Raw genomic sequence first — 25,233 nt, forward strand, 5'->3', positions numbered from 1 at the left:
TGTGATGATATGGAAGCAACAATCACTATCCCCAAAAAGATCCTGGCCCGGCAGCATGAAATTACCGCCGATTATTTAAAGGCGATAGAAAAGCATTTGGATGACGTGATGAATAACCGGGTGCAGGATATGTACGAGATCCGCGATTTTGCAGATGAAATGCACATTCACCCCACACACCTTAGTAATACCATAAAATTAACCACCGGGCGGCACCCCTGTTTCTTTTTCGAAGAGAAAATTATGGAAATAGCCAAAGCCCTTCTCCAGGCAAATAAGTTAAGTATTGCCGAAATAGCTACGCGGCTTACTTTTGATCCATCAAATTTTACCAAGTTTTTTAAACGCTTTGAGGGCATAACGCCCAAACAATACCGCGAGCAATGGTTAATGAAAACAAGCTATGATGTTTAGCATCCGGATGTGCAAGAAAAATCTGTTATGCGGGTTTTAAACAGGCAATAGTTTTTTTATTACCGGCCAAACATGCTCGGCCATTACTTTATAGCCTTCGGCATTCGGATGTAGCCTGTCAGGCAGGTTAAGATGCGCAATGCCAGCCACTCCCTGTAAATAAAACGGCAAAAAGGCAAGATCGTTAGCTTCGGCGATTTCGCGGAAAATGGCTTTAAAACGGTTGGCAAATGTACCCGGGATAAAATCCGGGATTTCCATGCCCATCAGCGCTATTTTTACCTGCGGATGTTTCTGCCTTACCCTGTCAATGATAGCTTGTAAGTTATCAGCTGTATTTTGCGGAGACATTCCCCTGATCAGATCATTAATCCCCAATTCTAACACGAAAATCGAAACAGGGCGATTGATCCAATAGTCAAGCCGGTAAAACCCGCCCGATGTAGTATCGCCGCTTACACCGCCATTAATAACATGGTAAGCCAGGCCCTCATCCCGCAGTTTTTGCTGGATGAGAGCCGGCAACGATTGATTTTTTGCATCTTTAAGGCCATAGCCTGCAGTAAGGCTATCGCCGAAAAACAATATGTTGTGCATATGTGCAGGAGATGATTATCCCCTTGTATTATCCCTGATGTTTTGAGCGCGAACAGCAATTTGCTCTAAAGTAAGCTCGCCATATTTTTTTGCACGTTCGGCCCAGTCAGGAGCGTTATCCACCAAATTATCAATGATTGATTTACCATCAGGTCCTTTTTTTGTTAAATAGTTAATGCCGTAAGCAACAGCTGCGCCTATGGCAATGGTTTTTATAAAGCCCATGTTGTTCCTTTTTTATTTGTTTGGATATATGACAATGATAATGCCAGTTTGTTACTATCGTTATTAAAAGCTTCTATATTTGAGGCACCTAACTGTTGGCAATGTTTTTTATATTTTCCAAAGTACTCTCGTTTTTAATGAACCTGCTTTTATGGGTGTTTGCTTTTTTGTTAATAGCGCTATGTTCAAAGAATGTGAAACAACGGAAAAGATTTTTGATTTGGGGGATTGTATTACTGTATGTTTTTTCTAATTCGGTGCTTATTAATATAGTTAGCTCGGCCTGGGATATCCGGGACACTACAGCTCTGGCTGATAAGAAGTATAGCTGCGCTATTGTGCTGGGCGGTTTTAGTTCGGATGATGGTAAGGGCGGCGGCTTTTTCAATATGGCGGCAGACAGGTTTATCCAGGGGCTCCGTTTACAGCGTACCGGGCAGGTTGGTAAAATTTTGATAACAGGCGGAAATGGTTTGCTCATTCCGTCGGGGTATAGGGAGGCAGATTGGGTGAGGCAGCAGTATATAGATTTGAAGGTGCCTGACAGTTGTTTACTGGTAGAAGATAAATCGCGCAATACAATCGAGAACGCTGCCTTTACAAAGGCATTGCTTCAAAAACAAAAGTTGCAGGGACCGTATTTGTTGGTTACTTCGGCATTTCATATGCGCCGTTCGGTAATGATATTTAAAAAGCAGGGAATTGACGTAATTCCTTATCCCTGTAACTTTTCAAGTAAACAACTTTCCATTTCCGTGGATGATTTACTGCCAAATACCGGCGCTTTGGCGGGCTGGGGTTTGTATATCAAAGAAGTGATTGGCTATTCAGTAACCCGCCTGTTTAATTAACAGGCGTTTAGCCACGCTTCAGGTGCCTGATATTGTCTGATCCGTTATCGGGTTTGCGGTTATGTTTATTCCATGCATCGATATCAATAAGGCCGGGTTGGGTTTTATAGTGATCGGCGTTGGCTTTGCAACGCACAATAAATTTACCTCCGGGCGCCTGCTGAATAACGGGGCGGCTGCCGCAAACAATGCACTTTTCAACAAAAATAGAATCCTGAATTTTTATAAACCTGTTCATAATATAACTAAGGTGCTGTCATTTTATAAAATTACACATACCGGACGGTGGACGTTTTTTTAATGTTTATTTAAGCTTTTTTAACCGGTTGGTGCATCATTAATTGTTCAATTACCCTGATCTGTAAAAGCGTGTAACTGGGCCATAGCACCCACGTCGTCGTAATCGCCTGCAATATCGGTATCAAAAATAACGGGTACCGGTTTACGCGCCTGGCCAAAGGCAGTGTTGATGATAATAACGAATAATAAAAGCAGGAATGGCTTACAACTCATTGCTATACAAGGTAAAAGGCAAAGCAAGATAAATAAATGTTATTAACAAATCATAGTTTTATTGCCGATTTATCAATAAATGAACCAATAGTTTAAGAATATTTAGTATTATTAAACAGCAATGTGAACCGGCGGAACAACCTCCGCTAATTACCTGCCATCAGTTACAGCTTAGCCATCAGAAAGAGATATAAATAGTTATGAAGTTCAGTGTATTTAGCCGGTTAGGATATACGGCGCATGCCGCAGGTACTTTGGTGCTCAATATTCATGCGCTTAATACATGGAAGCAATCTGTAATTAACGAGGAATTTTGGTTAGAACCCTATATTAATTACAACCAGTTTGAATTACCGCAGGGTGAAAAGCGGTTAGTAAGATTTGATGTTAACGAATATATACCTAACATTAGCGCCACCTATCAGGCTACGGTTGATAATTGTTACGAGGTGAATGATTTTAGCTATGCTACTGAAACACATGTATCGGCGCTTGACAGTTCGGTGTTGCCTTACCTTAATCCAAGCCGCTATTGCGAGTCGGATAAGCTGTACCGGATGGCGCACAACATGTTTGGCCATATTTCAAATCCTTTTCAGCAGGTGCTTACGCTTACCGGGTGGATCAACAAAAATGTGCAGTACCTCAGCGGTTCAACCAACTCGCAAACCTCAGCCTTTAACACCGTTACCGAACAGGCAGGTGTATGCCGCGATTTTGCACACCTGGGGATTGCCCTTTGCCGCGCTCTTACTATTCCGGCACGATATTTTACCGGCTACGCCTACCAGCTTTACCCTGCCGATTTTCATGCTTGTTTTGAAGCTTTTTTAAACGGCAAATGGGTGTTGTTTGATGCCACCGGACTGGTACCTCTTAACGGTTTTGTTAAAATAGCCACAGGTTTTGACGCTGCCGACTCGGCAGTGGCGAATATTTTTGGCGATGTGATGTTTAACAGTATGGAGGTAAGCTGCGAACTGGCTGACACCTGTTTCGAGCCATTTTTTTACAAACAAGATGAGTTTTTGGGCATCACTTACCTGTAGGCCGGTTTAACGTTTTTTGGTTGATTTTAACGGTGCCGATTTTCTGTCCTGCCTGGCAGCATAGATCCAGTTTATCCCTAAAACCGTTATACAGATCACTAAGCCAAAAAATTCGCGTACTTCCTCAACCCATGGCTTTTCAGCTTTCATGGTTTGTACAAGGCTTTCCGCATGATGAAACTTAAACCAGTCGATGAGCCCGTTACTATCGAAAACTTTATAGATAGCATACCCCGAAAATATAACTATACCAACACCGTAACCTATAGGGTAAAACTCTTTTTTGGTGGCCAGGTAACAAAACCAGGCGCAGTACAGGTAAATAGGGATCCATAAGTAAGGGTCGGGGTCATTGTATTGCAGGCCTGCAAAAATGATAAAAAGCACAACCCAAACAATGTTGAAGATCTTCATAAGTGATAGTGTAGTTTAAACCGGTTTTTGATGACTTACAAGCAGCGTAAGCATGGTTAAATATAATAATTTACTTTTTCTGTTTTCAAAGTATCTGCCGATGTCCGTTTAACTGGTTTGTTTTTATAGTTCGATATAGCTCACCCGATCTATAGTGGCCCGGTATTGGTTCAGGTGGCCTTTATCTTTTACATCAACTATGCCGCGGATGATAACCGGGCGGTTATTGATTTGTACAAACTCCCCGCTGTTGTAAGTAAAAAGCCCCGTTTGTGTACCGGGAATGTACAGGGGGCAATCCTGGCTAAAGTCAACCCATAAAGCGCTGGCGTTTGAATGATCGGCAAAAAGTTCGCCGTTAAATAAAGCCGACTGCTCAAATCCCTCCCTGTATTTCCCTGAAACCTCGACATATTGATGCTGGTATTTTTCTGCATGATTCACCAGTTCGGCAAAGGATACCTTTTTGTAGTTAGTACCCGCGTTGCAGTTGCTTTGAAAAGCCTGTTTGTTTTTTTGGCACGATGTAAGCGCTGCCAATACGGGTAAAATCCCGATCAGCAGATTGCCATACCTTGAAACACAGGATATAGTCATTTTACTAAATTAATTTGAGCCTTTAAGTTAGTGAAAATAGCGCTTAATTAACAGTATAACAGATATTTTACTTAAACATATTTATTTTATTATACCTGCAAAACGTTGATAAAAAGCTGTCGGACTATCGGCATGCTTGGGCTCGTATTTACCGGCGATGATGGGAATGTAGATCACCCTGCGGCGGCTTTCTTCGCCGGTTACCAATGATTGGGCTACGCGGTGCCACAGGCGGCCATCGTGTATGGTGAGGTCGCCCGCGGTGGGGGTAATGGCAATCTCATTTTCATCGGTATCGTGATCCAGGAAATACTTTTTACGGAATAGTAGCTGATACAGGTTTTGTTTATGGGTACCAGGCAAAATCCTTAAACCGCCGTTTTCAGGCTTCAGGGTGCTCAGGTGGATGCCTACATTCAGCATCGGGTTCAGCTTTTGCCCGTGGAAAATATCGCGCAACCCATCGGTATGCCAGCCCATTTTGGTAAAGCTGCTGTTAGGGCCGTTTACGTAGTGGTTAAAAACCATCCCGTCTTTTTCATCGGTGCCGAGCCTCGCGCCATCTCCAACAAGGCTTAACAGGATCTGAAAACGCGGATCTTTCGAAAATTCATCAAGCGTACTGCTATGCTTGTTGATAAAAGCGAAGCGTTGTACTATGGGCGCTCCGTCAAGGTCTTTCCCGTACTTGATGGGTACGCCATTCACTTTTTCGGTTTTTTCACTGATCCATTTTTGCTCCACCTTTTTAGACGCCTCGATAATATCATTTACCGTTTCGGGCTTGATGAAATTTTTAAAGTGGATGTAACCGTTTTGATTGAAAAAAGCTTGCTGTTGGGGTGTGATTGTTGAGCCTAAGGTGAATTTTTGATATGACGATGCCATAAAACAGAATGATTAAAGTACCTGGAAAATGAGTTAAGAAAGTTTTTGGATTGCCCGCATGGGACGAGTGGAGGACAATAGTCCTGAAAGTGGAAATTAACAACAACAGCTACACATCTCCCTTGTTAACAAAGGCATTCGCATTCGGGATGCAAGCGATATGTGGTGGTAATTGTTCAATGTATATTAAATCTATCTTTTTAGTAGATTAATACAAATGTAAAGAAAATGTTAATCGCACCAAATTTTTCTAAAAATATTTTTTAGCGCTTGTACAGATTAGCCGCTATACGCTCAACAAATGCTTTGGGAATATGCCGTGCGCCAAATGCCGAAAACACGTTTAACAGGCCTGGTATTATTTCCGCTTTTTTGTGAAACATGCCTTTCAACGCGGTTCCGGCTACTTCTCCGGCATCCATGTTAAATTTTGCCGCCAGATCCGCAACAGCCTCCATGCCCGCGCGTTTGATAAAACCGGTATCGGTAGGACCGGGGCTTAAGCAGCTTACTGATACCGATGTGTCTTTTAACTCTAACCGTAACGCCCTGCTGAATGACAATACAAAAGCCTTGGTGGCAGCGTAAACAGCCAGTGTTGGCACAGCCTGGTAAGCCGCAGTACTGGCTACATTGAGGATATAAGCCTGCTTCTGTGTTTTTAACAAGGGTATAAAAAGGTGCGAAAGTTCAATAAGCGCGTTCATGTTCACCTGCATCATACCGGTTTGCGCTTGAAGATCCAGTTGTTCAAAATCGCCCCAAAGGCCATGACCGGCATTATTAATTAAAATGGATACCGGAACGGCGAGTTGAGCAGCCCGGTTGTATACTGTTGAAGCCGCGTTATCAAGCGAAAGATCGGCGGCGAGGTATTCAACCTTAATTTTATATTCGGCAAGCAGTTGCCGGGCCAGGTCACGCAGGTCGGTTTCTGAGCGGGAAACCAGCAATAAATTATAACCTTTTTGCGCAAGTTGTAATGCCATGGCCCGGCCTATGCCTTTGCCTGCGCCGGTTATTAAAGCGTATCCTTCCATCGGTTTCAGATATTAACGAGTTGCAAGTTTAAATAAAAATAATCTACTAATATTGTAGACTATTTAAATTGTTTTTACGTTTGTAGCGATATAACAAAACATAATGCTCCGTTTTCAACTTTTAAGCTGTAGCCCGCCAGGGTGTTGTTGTTGCCGATGCTGATAAATAAGCGCGTTAAGCTCTATCATACAACAATAACAGTTTAAAAATTTTACCATGAAAACCTTTAACATAAAGTATCAATTTACTGCATATACCATAGTAGGTTTTATTTTCTTTGCCTCTACAGGCTCCGCACAGCTATCGGCTTCGCTAAAGATCAAAAATAAGCTGCCCGATACACTACTGCGTATTATCGATGATAATTACACCGCCGCCATCACTTCCCCCAAAACTGATAAAAAACTAAGCGCCGAAAGCATATCAAGCTTTGAAAGTAACATAGAAAGCCAGCTGGATACCCGTGTCGGTCGTGAGAAATTACTGGAGTATTTGAAGGATTTAAGCGATAACAATAGCGATGAGCTTGCCTACAACCAGGCAAAAGCGCAGGGCTATTATAAACTTGCCGGTCTGTTCGCTAAGCTGCGGTTGTATCCTTTGGCCATGAAGTGTTTTTTTAAAACGATGGGTTATAAGCAGAAGGCACAACATAAGCCCGATTCGGTAATGGCGGCTCAAACCGGTTTAGGGTTTAACCGATTTGCGCTAACCATCAACGCGGTCGACGACTCCGTATTTGTAAACAGCCCTGTACAGCTTAAGGAGAAGAAGGAAAAGAAAAGCAAATCCATTACTTATAACCGTATCCTCAATACATTTAATGATGGTAAAAAAGCCGCTGCCTATGCCTTGTTGTTTCATGTTAAGCAACCCAAACCAGGCAAGCCAACGGTATTTGTGAGGGCTAATACGGGGCATACTTTTATCACCCTCATCAAATACAATACCGATTCAACTTCGGTTTCCGTTTCATTCGGGTTTTATCCCGTAAAGGATAATATATTTTCGGCCACCCCCTGGGAACCGGAAACTACCGGCGGCTTTAAAAATGATTCGGACCATCACTGGGACGAGGTGATGGGTAAGTTTATCTCTGAACGGAAATTTCAACGCATCCTGAAATTAACCCAACGTTACGAAGGCTTGGAATATCACTTATCCAAAAATAACTGTACTGATTTTGCCTTGCAGGCGGCCTCGTTCGCGGGGTTTGGTGTTACCAATTCTAAAGGTTCGTGGCCGTTGGGGAGTGGTAATAACCCCGGAATTACCGGGCAAAGCATTATAGCGGGCGCGGTTTATGATGATGATAACGACGATCTGTTCATCAATTATGATGAGGCTGTTAAGTAAGCGGTTCCGTTTAGATCATACCTTCCGTCAATCAACTCATGATGCCTTTACCTCCATTTGATCATTCACGCTAAAATATTTCTTTTGATTTTCCTGTAGTAATTCAATCACTTTTAGCGGGTTTTTCCATTCAAATAAATGAATAAGCCAAACGGTAAACTTCAGGAAGCCGGTTTGGTTAACCAGGCTTTTGCCTATGGCCAAAACGTTCTGGTCGCGGGTTTTGATCTCTGTCGGCCTTTCGGCAACGGTTTTGGCATAAAGCTCTTCGGCAAAGCACCATGCCCCATCGCGGGCGTTATCAATGCTGAATTGAATGAGTACCGAATTACTGTTGCCCGCGTGCAGGCCTAACAACGAAAGCAGGGGCGATGACCGGTCAATTTCGCTCAATACCTGGTAGGTTAGTGAGGATATAATGGTATTGATCATGTTAAAATCATTATGCAGTTCCTGCAAGGGCTTATCGCCCGAAACTTCAACGGCGGCTATGCCCAGGTCAAGATTAATGTGGGCATTCATACCCAGCAGCAGGTGCTGTAAAATTAAAACCGATGATTTTTTGGTCATTTCGAAAGCCAGTTTCCAGCTGTAGGATGGTTCGGCGCCTTGCTGCCATTGAGTGTAAGCCTCGAGGTAACGGTTGGCGAAGATCACATCGAGTTGCTCCATTCGCGGCCCGTTTTGGAACTGGCCGTTCCTGATGCCATCGCGCACGCTGGCGGTTACTTTGTAGTATAATACGGCAAAGTAGCCGAGGCGGCTGTTGTTTTTCTTGCTATCGTCAATAATCGCCTGTAAGGCTGTTATTACTTCGTCAATGGTTTTTGCCTGCATAAGGTAGGGTTTAATTGGTTAGTTAAGGCGCTGTAAAATAACTAAATATAAATTGTGTCACAAGCTGCGCGATGTTTAAATAATTAAATCTGCAATAGGCTTTTCAGTAATCAGAATGTCATTTGAAGAAAAATATAATTAAATCTATAATATCTATGTAAATAGTAGATTATTTGTTTACATTTGCATCATCAAATGGTTCTTTAATATTTTAATTATCAAGAAAGACTGAGGGAAAGGCCCTGTGATGTCTTAGCAACCTGTAAGCCCATTGTTATAAAGGTGCTAATTCCTGTCTGCCGTTTACATGGCAGAGAAGATAATAAAAGTAAATAGTGCATGATTTACATACCGTGCATCTTCCTTTTCTTCTCTGTTTTTCCTGGTAATTAAGTGTTGAGGTTAATATGTATAACAATGAATACTAAACATCTGCTTTTTACTTTTTCTTTGGTTGCAGTTGCCGCGTTCGCATCGGCCCAGACAAAAACAGTTGCTAACCCCGCCGATGCCAACAAGGGGTACATTGTAAAAGTTGGCGATACGGCCCCTGCCGATTTTGAGCTGGCTTTAACCGATGGCACCAAAACATCGCTGCAGCAATTGCGCGGCAAAGTGGTGATATTGCAATTTACGGCAAGCTGGTGCAGCGTATGCCGCGAAGAAATGCCCCATCTGGAAAGCGACGTATGGCAGCCTTATAAAGATAAGGGCCTGGTATTAATAGGCGTTGACCGCGATGAACCGCTGGAGAAAGTGAAAGGTTTCCAGCAACAAATGAACATCAGCTATCCGCTGGCGCTTGATCCCGGCGCCGATATTTTCGGGCGTTTTGCCAATAAAAAAAGCGGCGTAACCCGCAACGTGGTCATTGACAGGGATGGCAAAATAGTTTACCTCACCCGCCTGTATGATAAGCAGGAATTTGCATCGATGCTGAAAGCCGTTGATGCCCTGGTAAACAGTAAAACCGCATCACTAAACTAAAACTATAAACTATGGTGGCCGGCCTGTCCGGTCGCCATTTAAAAAAGCACAAATCTATCAGCATATATAATTATTACTATCGTCATGAACAAAACCATTAACCCCGTAACACAAAGCGGCCTGGTTCCTGCCTCCAATTCATCATTGCAGTTTGCCTGCACAACCCCTCTTTTAAGTATGCGCTGTTGCTGTTGATCCTCCTACAGCAGGCAGCAAACGTTTAAGCCTTATTGGCTTAAAGGCGTATTATCAGCCTGGCAATCAGTTAAAAATTACGGTTTACAGCTTTTGGGCAGGGTTAAATAACCCCTGTGTTAGCCATTGCTATGCCCTGTTCAAGCTTGTATCGACATTAAAAATCAATCACAATTATTTTGACATCATGTTAAAAATTTACAAAGTATTACTGGCAGTTTTATTGCCGTTTATTCTCATCCAAACGGTTGCGGCGCAATCTGTTAAAATAAGCGGGGTGATAACCGCCAAAGCCGACGGCCTGCCATTGCCGGGCGTAAGTGTATCGGTTAAAGGAAAAAATACCGGCGGGCAAACCGATGTAAATGGAAAGTTTGTTATTACCGCCAATGTTAATGATGTGCTCAGGGTGGCCTATATAGGTTATACCACGCAGGAAATCGCGGTAACAGCCGGTACAACCTCGCTTAATGTGGTATTGGTTGAACAGGCCAACTCCCTTAACGAGGTTGTGGTTACGGCGCTGAACATCTCGAAGGATAAAAAATCACTGGGTTATTCGGTTCAGGGATTAAAATCAAAGGATATTTCTGAAGCCAAGGAAACCAATTTTGTTAACGCCCTTGCCGGTAAAGTTGCCGGTGTACAGGTTACCAACAGCCAGGGCGATATGGGATCGTCGCGTATCGTTATCCGCGGCGAAACATCCATATCAGGTAACAACCGGCCCTTGTTTGTGGTTGATGGGGTTATTGTTGATAACAGCCAGTTTTTAGGTAGCGGCGGCTCAAGAGATTTTGCCAATGCCATTTCTGATCTCAATTCGGAAGATATCGAATCGGTAAGTGTGTTAAAAGGGCCAAATGCCGCGGCGCTTTACGGCTCGCGCGCGGCAGCGGGTGTTATTCTTATCCGTACAAAAACAGGTAAAGGCGCAAAGGGCCTCGGAATCACGATCAACTCCAACACCAGCTTTTCTAACGTGCAAATATTGCCCGATTATCAGAACCAGTATGGCCAGGGATCAAACGGAAAATTCAGCTATGTGGATGGCAAGGGTGGCGGCGTTAACGATGGAGTTGATGAGAGCTGGGGACCTGCCTTAGATGGTTCGCTCATCCCGCAGTTTTATTCAAACGGGCAGGCTGTTCCCTTTGTGGCACACCCCAATAACGTACGCGATTTTTTCAGCACCGGTGTTACCCTTAACAACGGCATAGCCATAGCAGGCAGTAATGACAAAAGCGATTTCAGGCTTTCATACAATAACCTGCACCAAACCGGTATTGTGCCAAATACTTCGCAGGGGCGCAACTCGTTCGCTTTAAATTCAAGCTACCGTGTCAACTCAAAATTAACTGTCAATACCATTGTTAATTACAGTAAGGATGATGCCGATAATTTGCCTGGCACTTATGGTAAACGCGCTACGAGCACCATGCTGCAGTTTACCTGGTTTGGCCGCCAGGTTGATATCAGCCGGTTAAAAAATTATAAAGATGCCAATGGTAACACTTTTAACTGGAACAATAGTTACTACAGCAACCCTTACTGGCTTGCGTATGAAAACACGGTAGGCCAGCACAAAAACCACCTGATAGGCAGCGTGGAGTTAAACTACAAAATTATCGATGGCCTGTCGGCAAACTTCCGTACCGGTACCGATTACTATAACGATCGCCGCAAAATTAAAGTAGCTTACGGCACCAACGGTACACCCTTTGGCTCGTACGAGGAAGATGCCTACAGCGTAAACGAAAATAATACCGAGGGCAGGTTGCAATACACCAAAAAGCTGAGCAACGATTTTTCGCTCGATGTTTTTGGCGGTGGCAATATTGCTGTGCGTACTTTTGAGCAAAACGACCAGGTAGCGCCAAAGCTTGCCGTTGCCGGCTTATATACCTTGAGCAACTCCCGCGATCCGCTGGTATCATCAAACTATTATTCCAAACTAAAAACTTACAGCCTGTTCGGCTCGGCGCAGGTAGGTTTCCGCAACTACGCCTTTGTGAACGTTACCGCTCGTAACGATTGGTCGTCGTCTTTGCCGGCAGATAACCTATCATACTTTTATCCTTCAGTAAACGGTAGCCTGGTGCTATCGGAGGCTTTAGACATTAAGAGCGATATACTTACCTACGCCAAACTGCGCGGCGGTTGGAGTAAAGTGGGTAAGGCTACCGATCCGTACCAGCTAAACAATGCTTATATCTCTTCAACACTTTTTGGTTCAAATCCGCAACAGAGCTCGCCAACTATCGATTTGAATGACAAATTGAAGCCCGAAACCACAACATCGGCAGAGGCTGGTTTTGAGCTGGGCTTTTTTCACGACCGGCTGCATCTCGATGTGAGCGCCTATAATACCAATAGTACAAACCAGATCCTCACGGTAGATGTAAGCCCAACTACAGGTTTTAGCCAAAAAGTAATTAACGGCGGCCGCATCAACAACAAAGGTTTAGAGGTACAACTGGGTATCACACCAATTAAGTCAAAAGGCTTTACCTGGGATATTACCACCAATTATTCGTTAAACCGCAGTAAGGTGGTTTCGCTTGATGCCGACGGGCGCCTGCAAAGCATTGTTTTGGGTACTGACCGTACCGTACAGGTACTGGCAGCACTGGGCCAGCCTTACGGCACACTTTACGGCAACGCCTATCAGCGTAATGCCCAGGGCCAGATCATTATCGGTGCTAACGGAACCCCGGTTATCAACCCTACCAAACAATACCTTGGCAAATACACCCCTAAATGGCAGGGAAGCATCAACAATAGTTTCACGTATAAAGGCTTTAACCTAAGCTTTTTGGTTGATGCACGTTTTGGCGGATCGATTTATTCCAATACCAACCGTACCGGCACCTATACCGGTGTACTGGCCTCTACCTTGCCGGGTCGCGGCGCTGCCAACGGGGGCTTAAGCTATTATTATCCGGGCAACAATACATCTGCTGCCGCGGTACAGGTAACAGGTGCCGCACCTAACGGAGAAACTGTTTATCATGATGGTATGATATTTAAAGGTGTTAAAGCCGACGGTTCACCAAACACTACCATACTGCCTGCACAATCATACTATAAAGGGTTTACCAATGTTGATGAGGCCTTTGTTTATGATGCCTCATACATCAAACTGCGCGAGGTGAAATTAGGCTACAGCCTGCCAGCCAAATGGATCAATAAAATAGGTTTCCAGGGTGCTACCTTCTCGGTAGTCGGTCGCAACCTGTGGATTATCCATAAAAATGCGCCTAACATCGATCCCGAAACCGCTTTCAACTCGGGCAACGGGCAAGGTTTGGAAGATTTGACCCTGCCAACGGTACGTAACATTGGTTTTAACGTAAACCTTAAATTTTAAAATATCATGAAATTTAAATACATCACTATACTATCCGGCGCGGCTTTATTATCTGTTGCATCGTGCAAAAAGGAACTTTCCAGGATTAATCAAAACCCCAACGGATCGGAGGTTGCACAGCCCGATTACCTTTTAACCGCGGCCACCAAGGCAACTGCCGATACTTATTGGGGAGTAGCCAATAACATGGATGCCAGTTTGCTTTTTGCGCAATACTGGTCGAAAATACAGTACACCGATCCCGACCGCTATATTTATGCAAGTAGCGCTTTTGAGGAACTGTGGACTACAGGCTATACCAAAGGAATAGGAAATTTTAACGAGATCATTAAACTTGCCGACGCGCAGGGAAATTCAAATTACAAAGGTGTAGCGTTGGTGTTACGATCATGGGTTTTTAGCTTATTAACCGAAGCTTACGGCAATATCCCTTACAAGCAATCGGTAAATATTGATCAATATCTTACTCCGGCTTATGATAGCCAAAAGGATGTTTATTTTGCATTGTTAGATGATTTAAAGGCCGCGCAAGCCGCGCTTAACCCATCGGGCAAGGCTATCGGCGGCGATGTGATATACGGTAAAGCTGCCGGTAACATCGCGCTATGGAAAAAATTTGCTAACTCCTTAAGGCTCCGTATCGCTTTACGCATTGCCGATAGGGAACCAGCTAAAGCAAAACAGGTATTGGATGATATCAAGACAGACGGCAGCGGTTACATTAGCGCTAATGCCGAAACGGCGCAGTTTGTTTATGTGAACTCACCCAATCAAAACCCGGTAAGCAATTTGTTTGATACCCGCGATGACTACCGCATCAGTAAAACCATAGTTGATAAACTGTTTGCCCTGAATGACCCGCGTTTACCTATATACGCCTCCAAAACGCAGGATGCGACGCCTCAAAATTATGTGGGCCTGCCTAATGGTTTATTGGTAGGAGATGCAAGTGGTTATGGTTTCACAAAAACCTCAAAACCGGGTACCTATTTCAGAGGCGCTAATGCCCCGGCTGTGATATTAAGCTACGCCGAAAGTTTGTTTGACAGGGCCGAAGCGGCTGCCCGCGGGTTCACTACTGAAGATGCCGCTTCATTGTATCAGCAAGCTGTTACCGCAGCATTGCTTCAGTATGGTGTAAGCGCAACGGATATAGCTACTTACCTGGCGCAACCGGCTGTGCAGTACGATGCATCAAACTACAAAAAATCAATTGGCGAACAAAAATGGATCGCCTTATTTGGGCAGGGCCTTGAAGGATGGACAGAATGGCGCAGGCTTGATTACCCGGTGCTGCAGCCTGGCCCGGCGGCTACTTTAAATGGTAAACTACCGGTTCGGTTTATTTATCCGGGAAGCGAGCAAACTCTTAATAAAACTAGCTATAACGCGGCCGTAGCCAGCCAGGGCGCGGACGCATTAACCACCAAATTGTGGTTTGACGTAAACTAAAATAAACGGCGGCTATGGTTCAAAGCTGTAGCCGCCAAATAAGGCGGAGTGGCCGAGTGGTTAGGTAGGGGTCTGCAAAACCTTTTACGACGGTTCGAATCCGTCCTCACGCCTCTTGTTTAAGCTTAAAGCGGAAGGCAAAAAGCTAAAATTTAATTGACTATAACATATGATCAGCGTGAAAAAGCGCATCTTATTATCTATAATGGCGATTTGCCTGGGTGTTGCCGGTTCCAGGGCGCAGATAACTACGCCGCCCCCACGTGCATTGGTGGTAATAGCGCACCCGGATGATGAAAGCACTTTTTCGGTAACGCTATACAAAATAGCTAAAGAGCAGCATGGCATTGTTGATTTGTTTGTGATTACCAACGGAGAAGCGGGCTACAAGTACTCAACGCTTGCCGAGGATTATTACGGTGTAAAACTTACAGATGAACCGGTTGGCCGGGCAAACCTGCCCCGCATCCGTAAAAAAGAGCTGGCCGGTGCCGGTAAAATACTGGGCGTTAATAAATGCTACTTTATGGATCAGCTGGATGCCCATTTTACCCTTGATGAAAAAGAAGCCCTGGATACCAGCTGGCATGTTCCTGCAGTGAAAAAGCGCCTGAAAGAGGTATTAACAGCCGGTCGTTATGATTACCTATTTGTATTGCTGCCTGTTAACGGTACCCACGGCGGGCATAAGGCTGCCGCAATATTAGCTTTGGATGCAGTGCAAGCCTTGCCGCCGCAAAACCGGCCGGTGATTTTAGGGGCAGCTACCGCCAACAAAACCGATCTGGTAAGCAGGTTTGCATTTTATAAAGGTTATCCGGAAACACAAACCATAGCAGATACCGCTTTATTCAGGGTTGACCGCACGGCCTCATTCAGCTATAAAAACCGTTTAAACTACAAAGTGATAGCCAACTGGGAAATTGCCGAACATAAATCGCAGGGTTTTGCACAGATGGGCATGAACGATGGCGACCGTGAGCAGTTTTGGTATTTTGCTGTGAATGATAAAGCCAATATTCAAAAAACTGCCGACTTTTTTAATAAGCTTAGTATAACTCCCTATCCTGTTAAAACCTACCCGGAAGCAAAGTCTGTTTACACCAAGTTTTAACAGGCGATATTTGCTTAAGCTGCCGCTAATGAGGATACTTTGGCTTCCTGCTTTTTATTTAAACGATGGATAAAGTACATACCGATGGCCGATAACACGATCAGGATCATATAGCTGTAGCTCAGGTTCCGTTCATCACGTGCCGGTATGAGGTAAACGATACCATAGGTTAAAAACGATAGCAGCACGTAAACGCCGCCGCCTGTTAAACCGCCTGCAATACCAGCGTTTTTAGGGAACCTGCTCATGCTGTAAGTAAAGTAATTATTGTAGGTGTAGCCCGCGCAAACGTGGATCAGGAACGCGAAGGTGACCATAGCGTACAACCCGGTTATAAATTTCAGGCTGATGATCATGATGCTTACCAATAACAGTTGCAGGGTAATATTAGTGGCCATTTTTTTGAAAAAGGGGCGGTCGATAGTGGCTTTGCCGATGAAGCCGCCAATCATCCAGGCCAAGCCCAATATCAGCGAACAATAGCCTGCTGTAACCGGGGTAAGGCGCAACTGGTGCTCAATAATATATGGCCCGGTCATGTTATAGACCATCACCATCGAATAAGCGAAACACAACATCAATAAGCCCAACGTAAAATCGGTTGCGCGGATCATGTCAGCATAAACGCCTGTTATCTTTTTGAGATGAAATTCTGCCGGTTTTTTTAATGTTTCGCCGCTAAAAATAAATTCAAGCAGGGCTATTACCAATGCCATACCTCCTAAAAAGTAAAAATTATACTGCCAGCCTAAGGCGCTTTCCAGGTAGCCACCCAAAAAAGGCGCCACAATTGGCCCGGCCGACCAGATAATGGTGAACAGGCTGAGGTAATGTTTTAGCTGTTTATCTTTATAAACATCCACAAAAAACGCTCTTTTTGATACCACGATGAGCGCAACGGTAATGCCGTGGATAATACGCATCAGGTACACTACATAAACATTATGCGTTAAAGCTATAATAAAACTGGCAGCGGCAAATACCAGCAAAGCCACCAGGCTAAAACGGTAACGGCCAAAACTATCCAGGATACTCCCGATGAAAAGCTGTGATATGCCGTAGCTGATCAGGAAGAAGGTTAACGTCATTTGTACCTGCAGGCTGCCCGCATGCATGCTGAGCCCCATGCTGGGTAATGAGGGTATGTATATATCAGTGGCAAAGCCCGATAATGGTATAAGGGAAAATGCCAGCAAGGTGGCAATTTTTTGATTTTTTTCTTTTAACATCGCACCAATTGTTATAGCGTTTAACGGCCTTTACAAGGGTGTGGATAGATTTGATCACATCGACGCCCCGGCCGATAATAGCGCGAAGTTAAGCAATGAACAGACTGAAACTTTACTAAAATGGCAAGGCTGGCGCGTTTTTACTTAAAAGTTATAAATGATGGCCCTGCTGACTTTCAGATGATCTCAATGCCGTTGATATCCGTACTCAGCACCTCACTCATATAATCAAAAAACGGCCGCATAGCCTTGAATGCTTCATTCATCTTAAATAAAAAATCGCCGCTTACTACTTCTTCGTCGCTGAATGGCTTTCTGAGCAGAAATTGTTTGTAACGGAGCAGATTAAGGGCGTCATTATCTGCGTTGAAGCCTTTTGGGGTAGTTTTAAGTTGTTCGCCTTCTAACGCTCCGAAGTTAGTTATGAATAGCTGGCTGTTCAGTATTTCTCTTAAACGACCGGCATCATAAGCAATTTCTTCCCTGATCCTTTTCAGGTCATCGGCATTGGGCCCCCAGAAACCGCCGCCTACAAAACTGTTGCCCGGTTCAATGTGAAAATAATAACCACCCCTGCGGGTTTTACCGGCACGTTTAAAGCCGCCGCTCCAATTGGTTTTAAAAGGAGTTTTATCAAGGCTGAAACGCGTATCGCGGTAAATGCGGTGCAGGCTCTTTTTGCCCGATGGAGTTTCTATAACATCATGGGTGTTCATCAGTTTCAGCAATTCCCCTGCAAATAGTTCAATATCGGCAAGCTCTTTCAGGTAAGTGTTTTTGTTGGCGTTAAACCAGTTACGTTCGTTGTGCTCTTTCAACTGTTGCAGGAAGTGCAGGTTAGATGGATAAATGCGGGCCTGGATGTTTGTCATGGTAAATAATTGGCGGATGCCTGCAAATATATCACGAACAGCAGGGATGTTTCGTTGCATTTTTAAAAGTTACAAATTGCTGATCAGTTGAATTGATGATTTTGATGCGATTAACATAGATTGATTGTTGGGTTTTGTTAATATTAAATTAACATTAAAGCCGTTCATTTGCTGATTATCCGCTTATTAAATCAGCTGATTAGCAAATGTTTAAACGTTTTTGTTTCCTCATCGCGGTTTTTGGCATCGTATTACCGGGTTTAACCGCCCGCGCCGAAGACGACAAACTCCTCTCTATCCATTCCCTTAGCCAAAAACATCCTGATTCGGCACTGATCATTTTAAAAAAAATCTATGCCCGCGCTGTTGATAAAAACGACGGTGCAGCCGAAGGGATGTGCCTGCAGCAAATGGGCGAAATTTGCTTTAACCAGGGTCATTACGCGCAGGCCTTGGAGTTTTACCTGCATGCCGATAAGGTTTTTAACAAGATTAACAATCAAAACCTGCTGGCCGCTAACATGGGCGAAATGGGCGTTTTATATTACTACAACAAGCAGGTAGGCAAATCGCGACAGATGTATAATAAAGCGCTGGCCATCTACAAAAAGAATAATAACCTGAAAGGGCAGGCCGCTATTTTGGGCAACATCGGGCACCTGTACGAAAAAAGCCACCAATACGACAGCTCGTTTTATTACCAGAACCTGGCGCTAAAATGTTATAAGCAGGCAAATTACAGGCAGGGCGCTGCAAAGATATACGAAAACCTGGGCAGTGTATATGAAGACCTGGCAAAATACGATTCGGCGTATGTAAGCTTTAATCGCTCGTTGGAGTTGTATAAAGAAGATCACAACGAAATAGGATCAATAGAAGTAATCAATAACCTGGGCGACATACTTCGTAAAACGGGGAAGTATAAGGAAAGCATTGTGCAATCGCGCCGGGCTATGGAACTTGCCCGGCAAACGGGTAATATTTATCAACTGGCATCGTGCAGCAAAGATCTGGGTAAGGTGTACGAACTGATGAACCAGATGGATAGCGCCTATCACTATGCCGAACTCAGCAGAAAATATTCGCTCGAAGTTTACTCGAAGGATGGCGTAAATCAAACCGCTTTTTTACAGGTACTGTATGATATGAATAAAAAAAGCGATGAGATCAATCGGCTGAACAGCGTACGTAAGTTAAACCAGGTAATAGCCATTGCCGGGGTAATTGTGGCGGTATTGATCATCATCCTGAGCCTGGTGATCTTTAGCCGGCAACGGTTTAAAATTAAGGAGCAGCAAACGCTGGCCAGGCAAAAGGAAGCCGAGCATGAACTGGTACAGATGCAATTAAAAAACAAGCAACTGGAAGAAGAAAACCTGAAGCAGCAGCTCGAAATAAAAAGTAAGGAACTATCAACCCACACGTTGAACCTGATTAAAAATAACCAGTTTTTGGAGCATCTGCGCAGTAGCCTCCACGCGATGGTAAAAGACGATAAGCGCGACCAGAAAAAGCAAATGCAGCAACTGATAGCGCAGATTAACGACAGCTTTAACCACGAACAATACTGGAAAGAATTTACTACAGCCTTTGAGCAGGTACACCAGCAATTTTTTGATAATATCCGTAAATACAGCAACGAACTCACTTCTGCCGATATGCGGCTCATCGCGCTGATGCGCATCAACCTCAACTCGAACGATATCGCCACTTTGCTCGGTATTTCGCCGGATAGCCTGCGGGTATCTCGCTACCGGCTGCGCAAAAAGCTCAATATACCGCAGGGCGATAACCTTACCGCCTTTATACAGGCTTTATAATAGCGTTACATAAAACGTTTTTTTTGGCTGTTTTTAGGTCAAAAATATGGTTAACAATTTGTTAATGTAACGGTAACTAAACGATAACGGAGGTTTTTAAATGATATAATGTTTTGAAAATCAGTTTTTTGTTTGTTTTTGTTTCTTTTTGATATACGCACCTGGTAACGCTGTTGCTTTAATGTAACAGCCTAAGTTTCATTCCAATTAAGACAGTTACACAACTTTGCATCGTCAATCAAAATCAAGGACGTTATCGTAATACAATGAATAAACTTTTACAAATCCTGCTACCGATGCTGTTCTGCGCCTCGGTAGCCAGCGCTGCAAAAATTAAAGGTCATGTTTATGACAAGCAAACGGGCGAGGCCCTTGTTGGCGCGACAGTTGTTTTAGAGCAAACCAACAAAGCAACTGTTACCGGCCTCGACGGTTCGTTCGAACTGAAGGACGTACCAACCGGGTCGGCCACTATCCGGGTAACTTACATCACCTATAAAACCGTTACCCAGCAAATTAATGTTTTGAAAGAGGATAACCCTCATTTAAAAATTTATATGGAGGCTGCCTCTAAAGATATCACAGAGGTTACTGTACGAGCATCGGCAGGAGGGTCTACCGATAGGGAAGCCCGCCGTATTGAGCAAAACGCGGTACAGATTATGAATATCGTATCGGGCAAAGCCATCGAAGTATCGCCCGATTTAACGGTAGCCAACGTAATGCAGCGTGTATCCGGCGTATCTATCGAGCGTAACAGCAATGGCGATGGCCAGTATGCTATTTTACGCGGTATGGATAAACGCTATAACTATACTTTGGTAAACGGCGTTAAAATTCCAAGCCCCGATAACAAATATCGTTACGTACCACTCGACCTTTTCCCTTCCGACCTTTTAGAACGTTTGGAAGTTTACAAAACCCTTACCCCTAACCTGGAAGGCGATGCTATTGGTGGTGCTGTAAACATGGTGATGAAAAACGCGCCAGAGCGCTTGCAGATCAACGCTAACATTGCCACCGGCTACAGCCAGTTGTTTTTTGATCGCAATTTTACAAGTTTTGACGCTTCCGGCATTAACCACAAATCGCCCTACGAGTTACATGGCCGTAACTACAACGCAACCCAGGCCGATTTTGCCAAAGGTACTTTAGATTATACCTCCAAAAAACCTGCTCCTAACCTGATCGGTAGCCTTTCAATCGGTCAGCGGTTTTTAAACAACAAACTGGGTATTATTGTAGCCGGAAGTTATCAAAATACTTACCGCGGCAGCAACAGTACTTTTTATAACTCGTCGGTAACCGGTACCGATCAGTACGCCGTTATCACCAGTAAAGATTACCGCCAGTATTCTGAGCAGCAAAAACGTTTAGGTTTGCATGGCAAAGTTGATTATGTGTTTGATAAAAACAACAAGATCAGCCTTTACAATGTGTATGTTAACTTAATTAACCAGCAATTGCGCGATGGGTTAAGCACTTCATACAATGGGGTGTATAATCCGTCGGCCGGTAACGCTGAGTTAACTTATACTACCCGTAGCCGCTTAACCGAACAGCAGATTTATAACAGTACTTTGCATGGCGATCACAGCTTTTTCGATAGCAAATTTAAAGTACAATGGTCGGCAGTGTATTCATCAGCTAAAAATGATGTACCAGATAACACTACCATCAGCGTAAACGGTATAGAGCAAAACTTCCAGGATAAGCGCACCTCGCTGGTAAACACTTCGCCGGTACAACGCCGCTGGGAGCGTAACACCGACGAGGATAAGGCTGGTTATCTGGATCTTACCTACAATATTTTCAGAGGGGACAAAAAGCTTGATGTAATGGTTGGTGGTTTATACCGCGATAAACAACGCAGCAGCTTTTTCAATAACTACACCCTTGCCCAGCCCGCTGCCCATGCAGGTGACCAATACGGCACAGATTTTCAAAACTATACCGACCTTAACCTGGTTGTAACCAATCCAACCGGCGCGGTGGCCAACCCGCTTACGTACGACGCTTCTGAAAAAACAAGCGCGGGTTATGGTATGTTCAAATACAATTCCGAAAAACTGGAACTAACCGGTGGTGTACGTATTGAGCATACTAACCAGGGTTATAACCTGTTATTCCCGGCAGGCGAATCAAAACCTACTGGCAGCCAGATTTATACCGATGTATTGCCAAGCGCTATTGTTAAATATCATTTAGATGCCAAATCACAATTACACGCATCGTACTATAAAGCAGTAAACCGTCCGGGTTTTTATGAAATTGTGCCAAGTAAAGTTGTTAACGAAGAGTACCAGGAGCGTGGCAACCCTAACCTGAAACGAGCCATTGCCGATAACTACGATTTGCGTTATGAGTTGTTCCCCGGTGCTTCTGAGCAATTATTGGCCGGCGTATTTTACAAAAGGATCAATAACCCTATCGAGTATACCTTCCAGCCAGATGCCGTAAGGGGGCAGGATGTTTACTACAGTCCGGGTAACTTTGGTACCGCCAAAAACTACGGTGCGGAGGTTGATTATACCAGGTTTTTCAATAAAATTGGTATCAGGGCCAACTATACTTACACCCACTCACGCATTACTACCCCAAAAACCGCAAGAAGGATCAACTCAACAACCGGCGATATTGAGGCTTACCTGGTTGATCAGTCAAGACCTTTGTATGGTCAGTCGGCGCACATTGCCAACCTGGCATTATTGTATAAAGACACTAAAAAAGGTTGGGACGCGCAGGTAGCCGGGGCTTACACCGGTCCGCGTATCAACACGGTATCGCAGTTCCTGAACAACGACTTATGGCAAAAAGGCTTTATCCAGATGGATGCCTCGGCCGAGAAGAGGTTTAAAGGCGGGATCAGTGTTTTTGTAAAGGCAAACAATATTCTTAATACCCCTGCTAAGTTATTCATTAAAGGCACCAACTCCGAAAATAACAAGATTGCTGAAAAGCTTGTTCAGGATGGCCAGACTCTTATCCGCGCTGATTATTACGGTCAAAGCTACCTGATAGGCGTGCGATATAAACTCAATTAATCAGTTAAATATTAAAGTAATTCTGAGATGAAATTTAAACAGATTATAGCCGTGTTAACGGCAGCATCGCTGGCTTTCACAAGCTGCGAAAAAGCGAATAAAGATGTTGATACCACGCCGCAAAACGGATCGGCAACAGGTGAGGTATCAGGCGTGTGGGCTAAGGGCAGCGTGCACGAAATTAAGGGTGATATCATCATCCCCGAAGGTAAAACCCTTACTATTGAAGAAGGTGTAACCGTTTTGATGGACGCCACTGCAAAACCGGAAGTAATTGTTAAAGGCAACCTGTACTCATTAGGAACTGCCGAAAACCCGGTTAAATTTACCGTGAGTGATGCTTACCGCACTGCCGACAATAAATTTGGAAAACTTTGGGGCGGGATCCTTGCCGCGCCAACAAGTACAGAGGTGCTGCTTGATCACACTATTTTAGAGTACGGCGGCAACACTACCTCTGATGCCTCAACATCGGTAAAAATGGGTTTATATAAGGCGGTTGCCGGCGAGAACCTGCCTGCGCTTTGGTTTTCGAACGTAAACGGTAAGCTGGTTGTAACCAACAGCATTATACGTAACTTCCAGGAAGACTGTACTTATATAGAGGGAGGCAAGATCATTTTTTCAAACAATGTATTCTATACTACCGGTGTAACCGGCGGTGAAGCCATGAACTTTAAATCGGGTTGTTTGGCTGACGTTGCTTACAACTTTGTTTACAGTTGCAACACTAATGCGCTTAAGCTATCAAACAGCGGCGACCGTAACCCGCAGGCTTATATCATCGCTTATAACAATACCATGGTTAATACCGGCTGGCGCAGGCCGACAGCAAAAGGTGGTTCGGTTTGGTTAGAGGCTACCGTACATGCCGATTTGTATAACAACCTTTTTGCCAATACCCGTTTCGGCATCAAACGCGATCCGAAGAAAAAGGAAGATTCGCGATCTTTAAATGACTATAACTGGTACTACGGTTATGACCAAACTACAGTTAACCAGTTTCAGGTGGGCACTAATGATGTTGTAGCAGGCGGCGCTCATGATGTAAGAGGTACTAAAGCCGGCGAAAACGATCCTAAGTTTGTAAACTACCCGTTAGATAACCCGGTTAGCAGCCCCGATTACAATACTGCCTGGGATTTTCATTTGCAGGGTAATTCACCGGCATTAGGAAAAGGTGTAACCACTTTTACCCGCCACCACAAAGCCGGTTTAACCATGAGCAATGGCTTAACTTATATCTCGCCCGAGCCTGCAACCTACATTGGCGCTTACGGAACTAAATTGTAACAGATGCGGAGGAATAATATTTTCAGTTTAGCGCCACTCGCCTTATTGTCGTTAACATCGTGCAAGCCCGCGGTTGATACCACCGATATTAAGCCGGTGGTGATTACACAGCCGGTTAAATATGATACCGATGACCCTGCTATCTGGGTTAACAAAGCCGATCCGGCAAAGAGTTTGGTGATAGGTACAGATAAAGATGCCGACGGCGCTTTATATGTGTTTGATTTGCAGGGTAAGATTATTGAAGATAAGGTAGTGAGAGGCTTGAAACGCCCAAACAATGTTGATCTGGCTTACGGTTTAATGCTGAACGGCAAACCAACCGATATCGCTATCACCACCGAGCGGATCACCCATAAACTGCGCATTTATTCACTGCCGGATATGAAGCCGGTTGATAAAGGCGGCATTGATATGTTTGTTGGCGAAACTGGTCCGGAATACCGCGATTTGATGGGGATTTCGATCTATACGGCTAAAGATGGTAAAATGTATGCCATTGTAGGTCGTAAAAACGGCCCTAAAACAGGCGGATACATCTGGCAGTATTTATTAAGCGACGATGGTACCGGCAATGTGAAGGCAACGCTTGTGCGTAAATTTGGTGAATACAGCGGCAAAAAAGAGATCGAATCTATCGCGGTTGATAATGAGCTGGGTTACATCTACTATTCGGACGAGCAAACAGGTGTGCGCCAGTATTACGCCGACCCTGAAAAAGGGGATAAGCAATTATCCATGTTCGGAACAAGTGGTTTCGCGGCAGATCATGAAGGGATCTCTATTTATAAGCTGACAGATAGCACAGGGTATATCCTCGTGTCAGATCAGGGGGCAAACCGCTTCCAGATCTTCAGCCGGGGGGGTACCAAACAAAACCCGTTTCAGCACAAGTTGCTGAAGGTGGCTAATGTAGCTGCCCGCGAAAGCGATGGATCGGATGTGGTAAACGTGCCATTGAATGATACCTTTAAGCATGGCTTGTTTGTAGTAATGAGCACTGATAAAACTTTTCACTATTACCGCTGGGAGGATATTGCGGGCAAGGATTTGAAGGTGAAATAACGCATAAAAA

General features: G+C 44.3%; 23 protein-coding genes, 1 tRNA gene and 1 riboswitch. Of the genes, 13 read left to right on the forward strand and 11 right to left on the reverse strand.

Annotated features, from left to right (window positions below; all coding sequences use genetic code 11):
- Positions 1-9 precede the first annotated feature (9 nt).
- Positions 10-414 carry a helix-turn-helix domain-containing protein gene (locus LX99_RS12455; RefSeq protein ID WP_109608180.1) on the forward strand — a complete coding sequence of 135 codons (405 nt, stop codon included), beginning with the start codon at positions 10-12 and terminating at the stop codon, positions 412-414.
- A gap of 36 nt (positions 415-450) precedes the next feature.
- Here LX99_RS12455 and LX99_RS12460 read toward each other — a convergent pair whose 3' ends face one another.
- Together LX99_RS12460 and LX99_RS12465 are read right to left on the reverse strand one after the other, a co-directional pair.
- Positions 451-1,011 (reverse strand): arylesterase, encoded by a 561-nt coding sequence (locus LX99_RS12460; RefSeq protein WP_109608181.1) that lies wholly within the window; start codon positions 1,009-1,011, stop codon positions 451-453.
- Positions 1,012-1,026: 15 nt separating this feature from the next.
- Positions 1,027-1,236, reverse strand: a complete 210-nt coding sequence (locus LX99_RS12465) for a hypothetical protein (RefSeq protein WP_109608182.1) — start codon at positions 1,234-1,236, stop codon at positions 1,027-1,029.
- A gap of 101 nt (positions 1,237-1,337) precedes the next feature.
- On the opposite strand from LX99_RS12465, the gene LX99_RS12470 reads away from it, so the two are divergent.
- Entirely contained in the window at positions 1,338-2,087 is a 750-nt protein-coding gene (locus tag LX99_RS12470) for a YdcF family protein (RefSeq protein WP_109608183.1), read from the forward strand.
- Between the two features lie 7 nt (positions 2,088-2,094).
- On the opposite strand, the gene LX99_RS12475 is transcribed toward LX99_RS12470, so the two are convergent.
- Positions 2,095-2,325: a hypothetical protein gene (locus LX99_RS12475; protein ID WP_109608184.1), complete on the reverse strand. Its 231-nt coding sequence runs from the start codon at positions 2,323-2,325 to the stop codon at positions 2,095-2,097.
- Positions 2,326-2,432: 107 nt separating this feature from the next.
- Positions 2,433-2,600 carry a hypothetical protein gene (locus tag LX99_RS25645; protein WP_170122682.1) on the reverse strand — a complete coding sequence of 56 codons (168 nt, stop codon included), beginning with the start codon at positions 2,598-2,600 and terminating at the stop codon, positions 2,433-2,435.
- A 200-nt stretch (positions 2,601-2,800) separates the two neighbouring features.
- On the opposite strand from LX99_RS25645, the gene LX99_RS12480 reads away from it, so the two are divergent.
- Entirely contained in the window at positions 2,801-3,649 is an 849-nt protein-coding gene (locus LX99_RS12480) for a transglutaminase-like domain-containing protein (protein WP_109608185.1), read from the forward strand.
- Between the two features lie 6 nt (positions 3,650-3,655).
- Here LX99_RS12480 and LX99_RS12485 read toward each other — a convergent pair whose 3' ends face one another.
- The 4 genes from LX99_RS12485 to LX99_RS12500 all read right to left on the reverse strand — a co-directional run bounded on the left by LX99_RS12485 (position 3,656) and on the right by LX99_RS12500 (position 6,588).
- Entirely contained in the window at positions 3,656-4,063 is a 408-nt protein-coding gene (locus LX99_RS12485) for a transmembrane 220 family protein (protein ID WP_109608186.1), read from the reverse strand.
- 123 nt (positions 4,064-4,186) lie between these two features.
- Complete coding sequence (locus LX99_RS12490) at positions 4,187-4,660, reverse strand: hypothetical protein (protein ID WP_109608187.1); 474 nt, start codon at positions 4,658-4,660, stop codon at positions 4,187-4,189.
- 81 nt (positions 4,661-4,741) lie between these two features.
- Complete coding sequence (locus LX99_RS12495; RefSeq protein WP_109608188.1) at positions 4,742-5,548, reverse strand: phytanoyl-CoA dioxygenase family protein; 807 nt, start codon at positions 5,546-5,548, stop codon at positions 4,742-4,744.
- A 263-nt stretch (positions 5,549-5,811) separates the two neighbouring features.
- Positions 5,812-6,588, reverse strand: a complete 777-nt coding sequence (locus tag LX99_RS12500; protein ID WP_109608189.1) for an SDR family NAD(P)-dependent oxidoreductase — start codon at positions 6,586-6,588, stop codon at positions 5,812-5,814.
- 217 nt (positions 6,589-6,805) lie between these two features.
- Between LX99_RS12500 and LX99_RS12505 the strand changes: the two genes are divergently transcribed.
- Complete coding sequence (locus LX99_RS12505; RefSeq protein WP_109608190.1) at positions 6,806-7,945, forward strand: hypothetical protein; 1,140 nt, start codon at positions 6,806-6,808, stop codon at positions 7,943-7,945.
- Between the two features lie 36 nt (positions 7,946-7,981).
- Here the strand turns inward: LX99_RS12505 and LX99_RS12510 are convergent, their stop codons facing one another.
- Positions 7,982-8,782, reverse strand: a complete 801-nt coding sequence (locus LX99_RS12510; protein ID WP_109608191.1) for a DUF5995 family protein — start codon at positions 8,780-8,782, stop codon at positions 7,982-7,984.
- Between the two features lie 212 nt (positions 8,783-8,994).
- Positions 8,995-9,108, forward strand: a riboswitch (SAM riboswitch).
- Between the two features lie 91 nt (positions 9,109-9,199).
- Between LX99_RS12510 and LX99_RS12515 the strand changes: the two genes are divergently transcribed.
- The 5 genes from LX99_RS12515 (at position 9,200) to LX99_RS12535 (ending at position 15,900) form a co-directional block, all read left to right on the forward strand.
- Positions 9,200-9,769, forward strand: a complete 570-nt coding sequence (locus LX99_RS12515; protein WP_109608192.1) for a TlpA family protein disulfide reductase — start codon at positions 9,200-9,202, stop codon at positions 9,767-9,769.
- A gap of 382 nt (positions 9,770-10,151) precedes the next feature.
- Positions 10,152-13,334 carry a SusC/RagA family TonB-linked outer membrane protein gene (locus LX99_RS12520; RefSeq protein WP_109608193.1) on the forward strand — a complete coding sequence of 1,061 codons (3,183 nt, stop codon included), beginning with the start codon at positions 10,152-10,154 and terminating at the stop codon, positions 13,332-13,334.
- A gap of 6 nt (positions 13,335-13,340) precedes the next feature.
- Positions 13,341-14,786: a SusD/RagB family nutrient-binding outer membrane lipoprotein gene (locus LX99_RS12525; RefSeq protein ID WP_109608194.1), complete on the forward strand. Its 1,446-nt coding sequence runs from the start codon at positions 13,341-13,343 to the stop codon at positions 14,784-14,786.
- 42 nt (positions 14,787-14,828) lie between these two features.
- Positions 14,829-14,900: transfer RNA gene (locus tag LX99_RS12530), tRNA-Cys, on the forward strand.
- A gap of 55 nt (positions 14,901-14,955) precedes the next feature.
- Positions 14,956-15,900, forward strand: coding sequence for a PIG-L family deacetylase (locus tag LX99_RS12535; RefSeq protein ID WP_109608195.1), 945 nt, complete (start codon positions 14,956-14,958; stop codon positions 15,898-15,900).
- A 14-nt stretch (positions 15,901-15,914) separates the two neighbouring features.
- On the opposite strand, the gene LX99_RS12540 is transcribed toward LX99_RS12535, so the two are convergent.
- A complete protein-coding gene (locus tag LX99_RS12540) occupies positions 15,915-17,129 on the reverse strand; it encodes an MFS transporter (RefSeq protein ID WP_022832609.1) in 1,215 nt (404 codons plus the stop codon).
- A gap of 176 nt (positions 17,130-17,305) precedes the next feature.
- Positions 17,306-18,061 carry a DUF2461 domain-containing protein gene (locus tag LX99_RS12545; protein ID WP_211319017.1) on the reverse strand — a complete coding sequence of 252 codons (756 nt, stop codon included), beginning with the start codon at positions 18,059-18,061 and terminating at the stop codon, positions 17,306-17,308.
- Positions 18,062-18,207: 146 nt separating this feature from the next.
- On the opposite strand from LX99_RS12545, the gene LX99_RS12550 reads away from it, so the two are divergent.
- The 4 genes from LX99_RS12550 (at position 18,208) to LX99_RS12565 (ending at position 25,223) form a co-directional block, all read left to right on the forward strand.
- Positions 18,208-19,821 carry a tetratricopeptide repeat protein gene (locus tag LX99_RS12550; RefSeq protein ID WP_109608196.1) on the forward strand — a complete coding sequence of 538 codons (1,614 nt, stop codon included), beginning with the start codon at positions 18,208-18,210 and terminating at the stop codon, positions 19,819-19,821.
- A gap of 266 nt (positions 19,822-20,087) precedes the next feature.
- Positions 20,088-22,865, forward strand: coding sequence for a TonB-dependent receptor (locus tag LX99_RS12555; RefSeq protein ID WP_109608197.1), 2,778 nt, complete (start codon positions 20,088-20,090; stop codon positions 22,863-22,865).
- 27 nt (positions 22,866-22,892) lie between these two features.
- The gene (locus LX99_RS12560; RefSeq protein ID WP_109608198.1) at positions 22,893-24,158 is read left to right on the forward strand and encodes a right-handed parallel beta-helix repeat-containing protein; all 1,266 of its coding nucleotides are present in this window, start codon (positions 22,893-22,895) and stop codon (positions 24,156-24,158) included.
- A gap of 3 nt (positions 24,159-24,161) precedes the next feature.
- Positions 24,162-25,223 carry a phytase gene (locus tag LX99_RS12565; protein WP_109608199.1) on the forward strand — a complete coding sequence of 354 codons (1,062 nt, stop codon included), beginning with the start codon at positions 24,162-24,164 and terminating at the stop codon, positions 25,221-25,223.
- Positions 25,224-25,233 lie beyond the last annotated feature (10 nt).

Source organism: Mucilaginibacter oryzae, assembly GCF_003148845.1.
GTDB classification, from domain to species: Bacteria; Bacteroidota; Bacteroidia; order Sphingobacteriales; family Sphingobacteriaceae; genus Mucilaginibacter; species Mucilaginibacter oryzae.

Excerpts from the sequence above, each read along its gene's own strand:
- LX99_RS12455 (WP_109608180.1), top strand. The coding sequence starts at position 10 with ATGGAAGCAACAATCACTATCCCCAAAAAGATCCTGGCCCGGCAGCAT.
- LX99_RS12460 (WP_109608181.1), bottom strand. The coding sequence starts at position 1,011 with ATGCACAACATATTGTTTTTCGGCGATAGCCTTACTGCAGGCTATGGC.
- LX99_RS12465 (WP_109608182.1), bottom strand. The coding sequence starts at position 1,236 with ATGGGCTTTATAAAAACCATTGCCATAGGCGCAGCTGTTGCTTACGGC.
- LX99_RS12470 (WP_109608183.1), top strand. The coding sequence starts at position 1,338 with ATGTTTTTTATATTTTCCAAAGTACTCTCGTTTTTAATGAACCTGCTT.
- LX99_RS12475 (WP_109608184.1), bottom strand. The coding sequence starts at position 2,325 with ATGAACAGGTTTATAAAAATTCAGGATTCTATTTTTGTTGAAAAGTGC.
- LX99_RS25645 (WP_170122682.1), bottom strand. The coding sequence starts at position 2,600 with ATGAGTTGTAAGCCATTCCTGCTTTTATTATTCGTTATTATCATCAAC.
- LX99_RS12480 (WP_109608185.1), top strand. The coding sequence starts at position 2,801 with ATGAAGTTCAGTGTATTTAGCCGGTTAGGATATACGGCGCATGCCGCA.
- LX99_RS12485 (WP_109608186.1), bottom strand. The coding sequence starts at position 4,063 with ATGAAGATCTTCAACATTGTTTGGGTTGTGCTTTTTATCATTTTTGCA.
- LX99_RS12490 (WP_109608187.1), bottom strand. The coding sequence starts at position 4,660 with ATGACTATATCCTGTGTTTCAAGGTATGGCAATCTGCTGATCGGGATT.
- LX99_RS12495 (WP_109608188.1), bottom strand. The coding sequence starts at position 5,548 with ATGGCATCGTCATATCAAAAATTCACCTTAGGCTCAACAATCACACCC.
- LX99_RS12500 (WP_109608189.1), bottom strand. The coding sequence starts at position 6,588 with ATGGAAGGATACGCTTTAATAACCGGCGCAGGCAAAGGCATAGGCCGG.
- LX99_RS12505 (WP_109608190.1), top strand. The coding sequence starts at position 6,806 with ATGAAAACCTTTAACATAAAGTATCAATTTACTGCATATACCATAGTA.
- LX99_RS12510 (WP_109608191.1), bottom strand. The coding sequence starts at position 8,782 with ATGCAGGCAAAAACCATTGACGAAGTAATAACAGCCTTACAGGCGATT.
- LX99_RS12515 (WP_109608192.1), top strand. The coding sequence starts at position 9,200 with ATGAATACTAAACATCTGCTTTTTACTTTTTCTTTGGTTGCAGTTGCC.
- LX99_RS12520 (WP_109608193.1), top strand. The coding sequence starts at position 10,152 with ATGTTAAAAATTTACAAAGTATTACTGGCAGTTTTATTGCCGTTTATT.
- LX99_RS12525 (WP_109608194.1), top strand. The coding sequence starts at position 13,341 with ATGAAATTTAAATACATCACTATACTATCCGGCGCGGCTTTATTATCT.
- LX99_RS12535 (WP_109608195.1), top strand. The coding sequence starts at position 14,956 with ATGATCAGCGTGAAAAAGCGCATCTTATTATCTATAATGGCGATTTGC.
- LX99_RS12540 (WP_022832609.1), bottom strand. The coding sequence starts at position 17,129 with ATGTTAAAAGAAAAAAATCAAAAAATTGCCACCTTGCTGGCATTTTCC.
- LX99_RS12545 (WP_211319017.1), bottom strand. The coding sequence starts at position 18,061 with ATGCAACGAAACATCCCTGCTGTTCGTGATATATTTGCAGGCATCCGC.
- LX99_RS12550 (WP_109608196.1), top strand. The coding sequence starts at position 18,208 with ATGTTTAAACGTTTTTGTTTCCTCATCGCGGTTTTTGGCATCGTATTA.
- LX99_RS12555 (WP_109608197.1), top strand. The coding sequence starts at position 20,088 with ATGAATAAACTTTTACAAATCCTGCTACCGATGCTGTTCTGCGCCTCG.
- LX99_RS12560 (WP_109608198.1), top strand. The coding sequence starts at position 22,893 with ATGAAATTTAAACAGATTATAGCCGTGTTAACGGCAGCATCGCTGGCT.
- LX99_RS12565 (WP_109608199.1), top strand. The coding sequence starts at position 24,162 with ATGCGGAGGAATAATATTTTCAGTTTAGCGCCACTCGCCTTATTGTCG.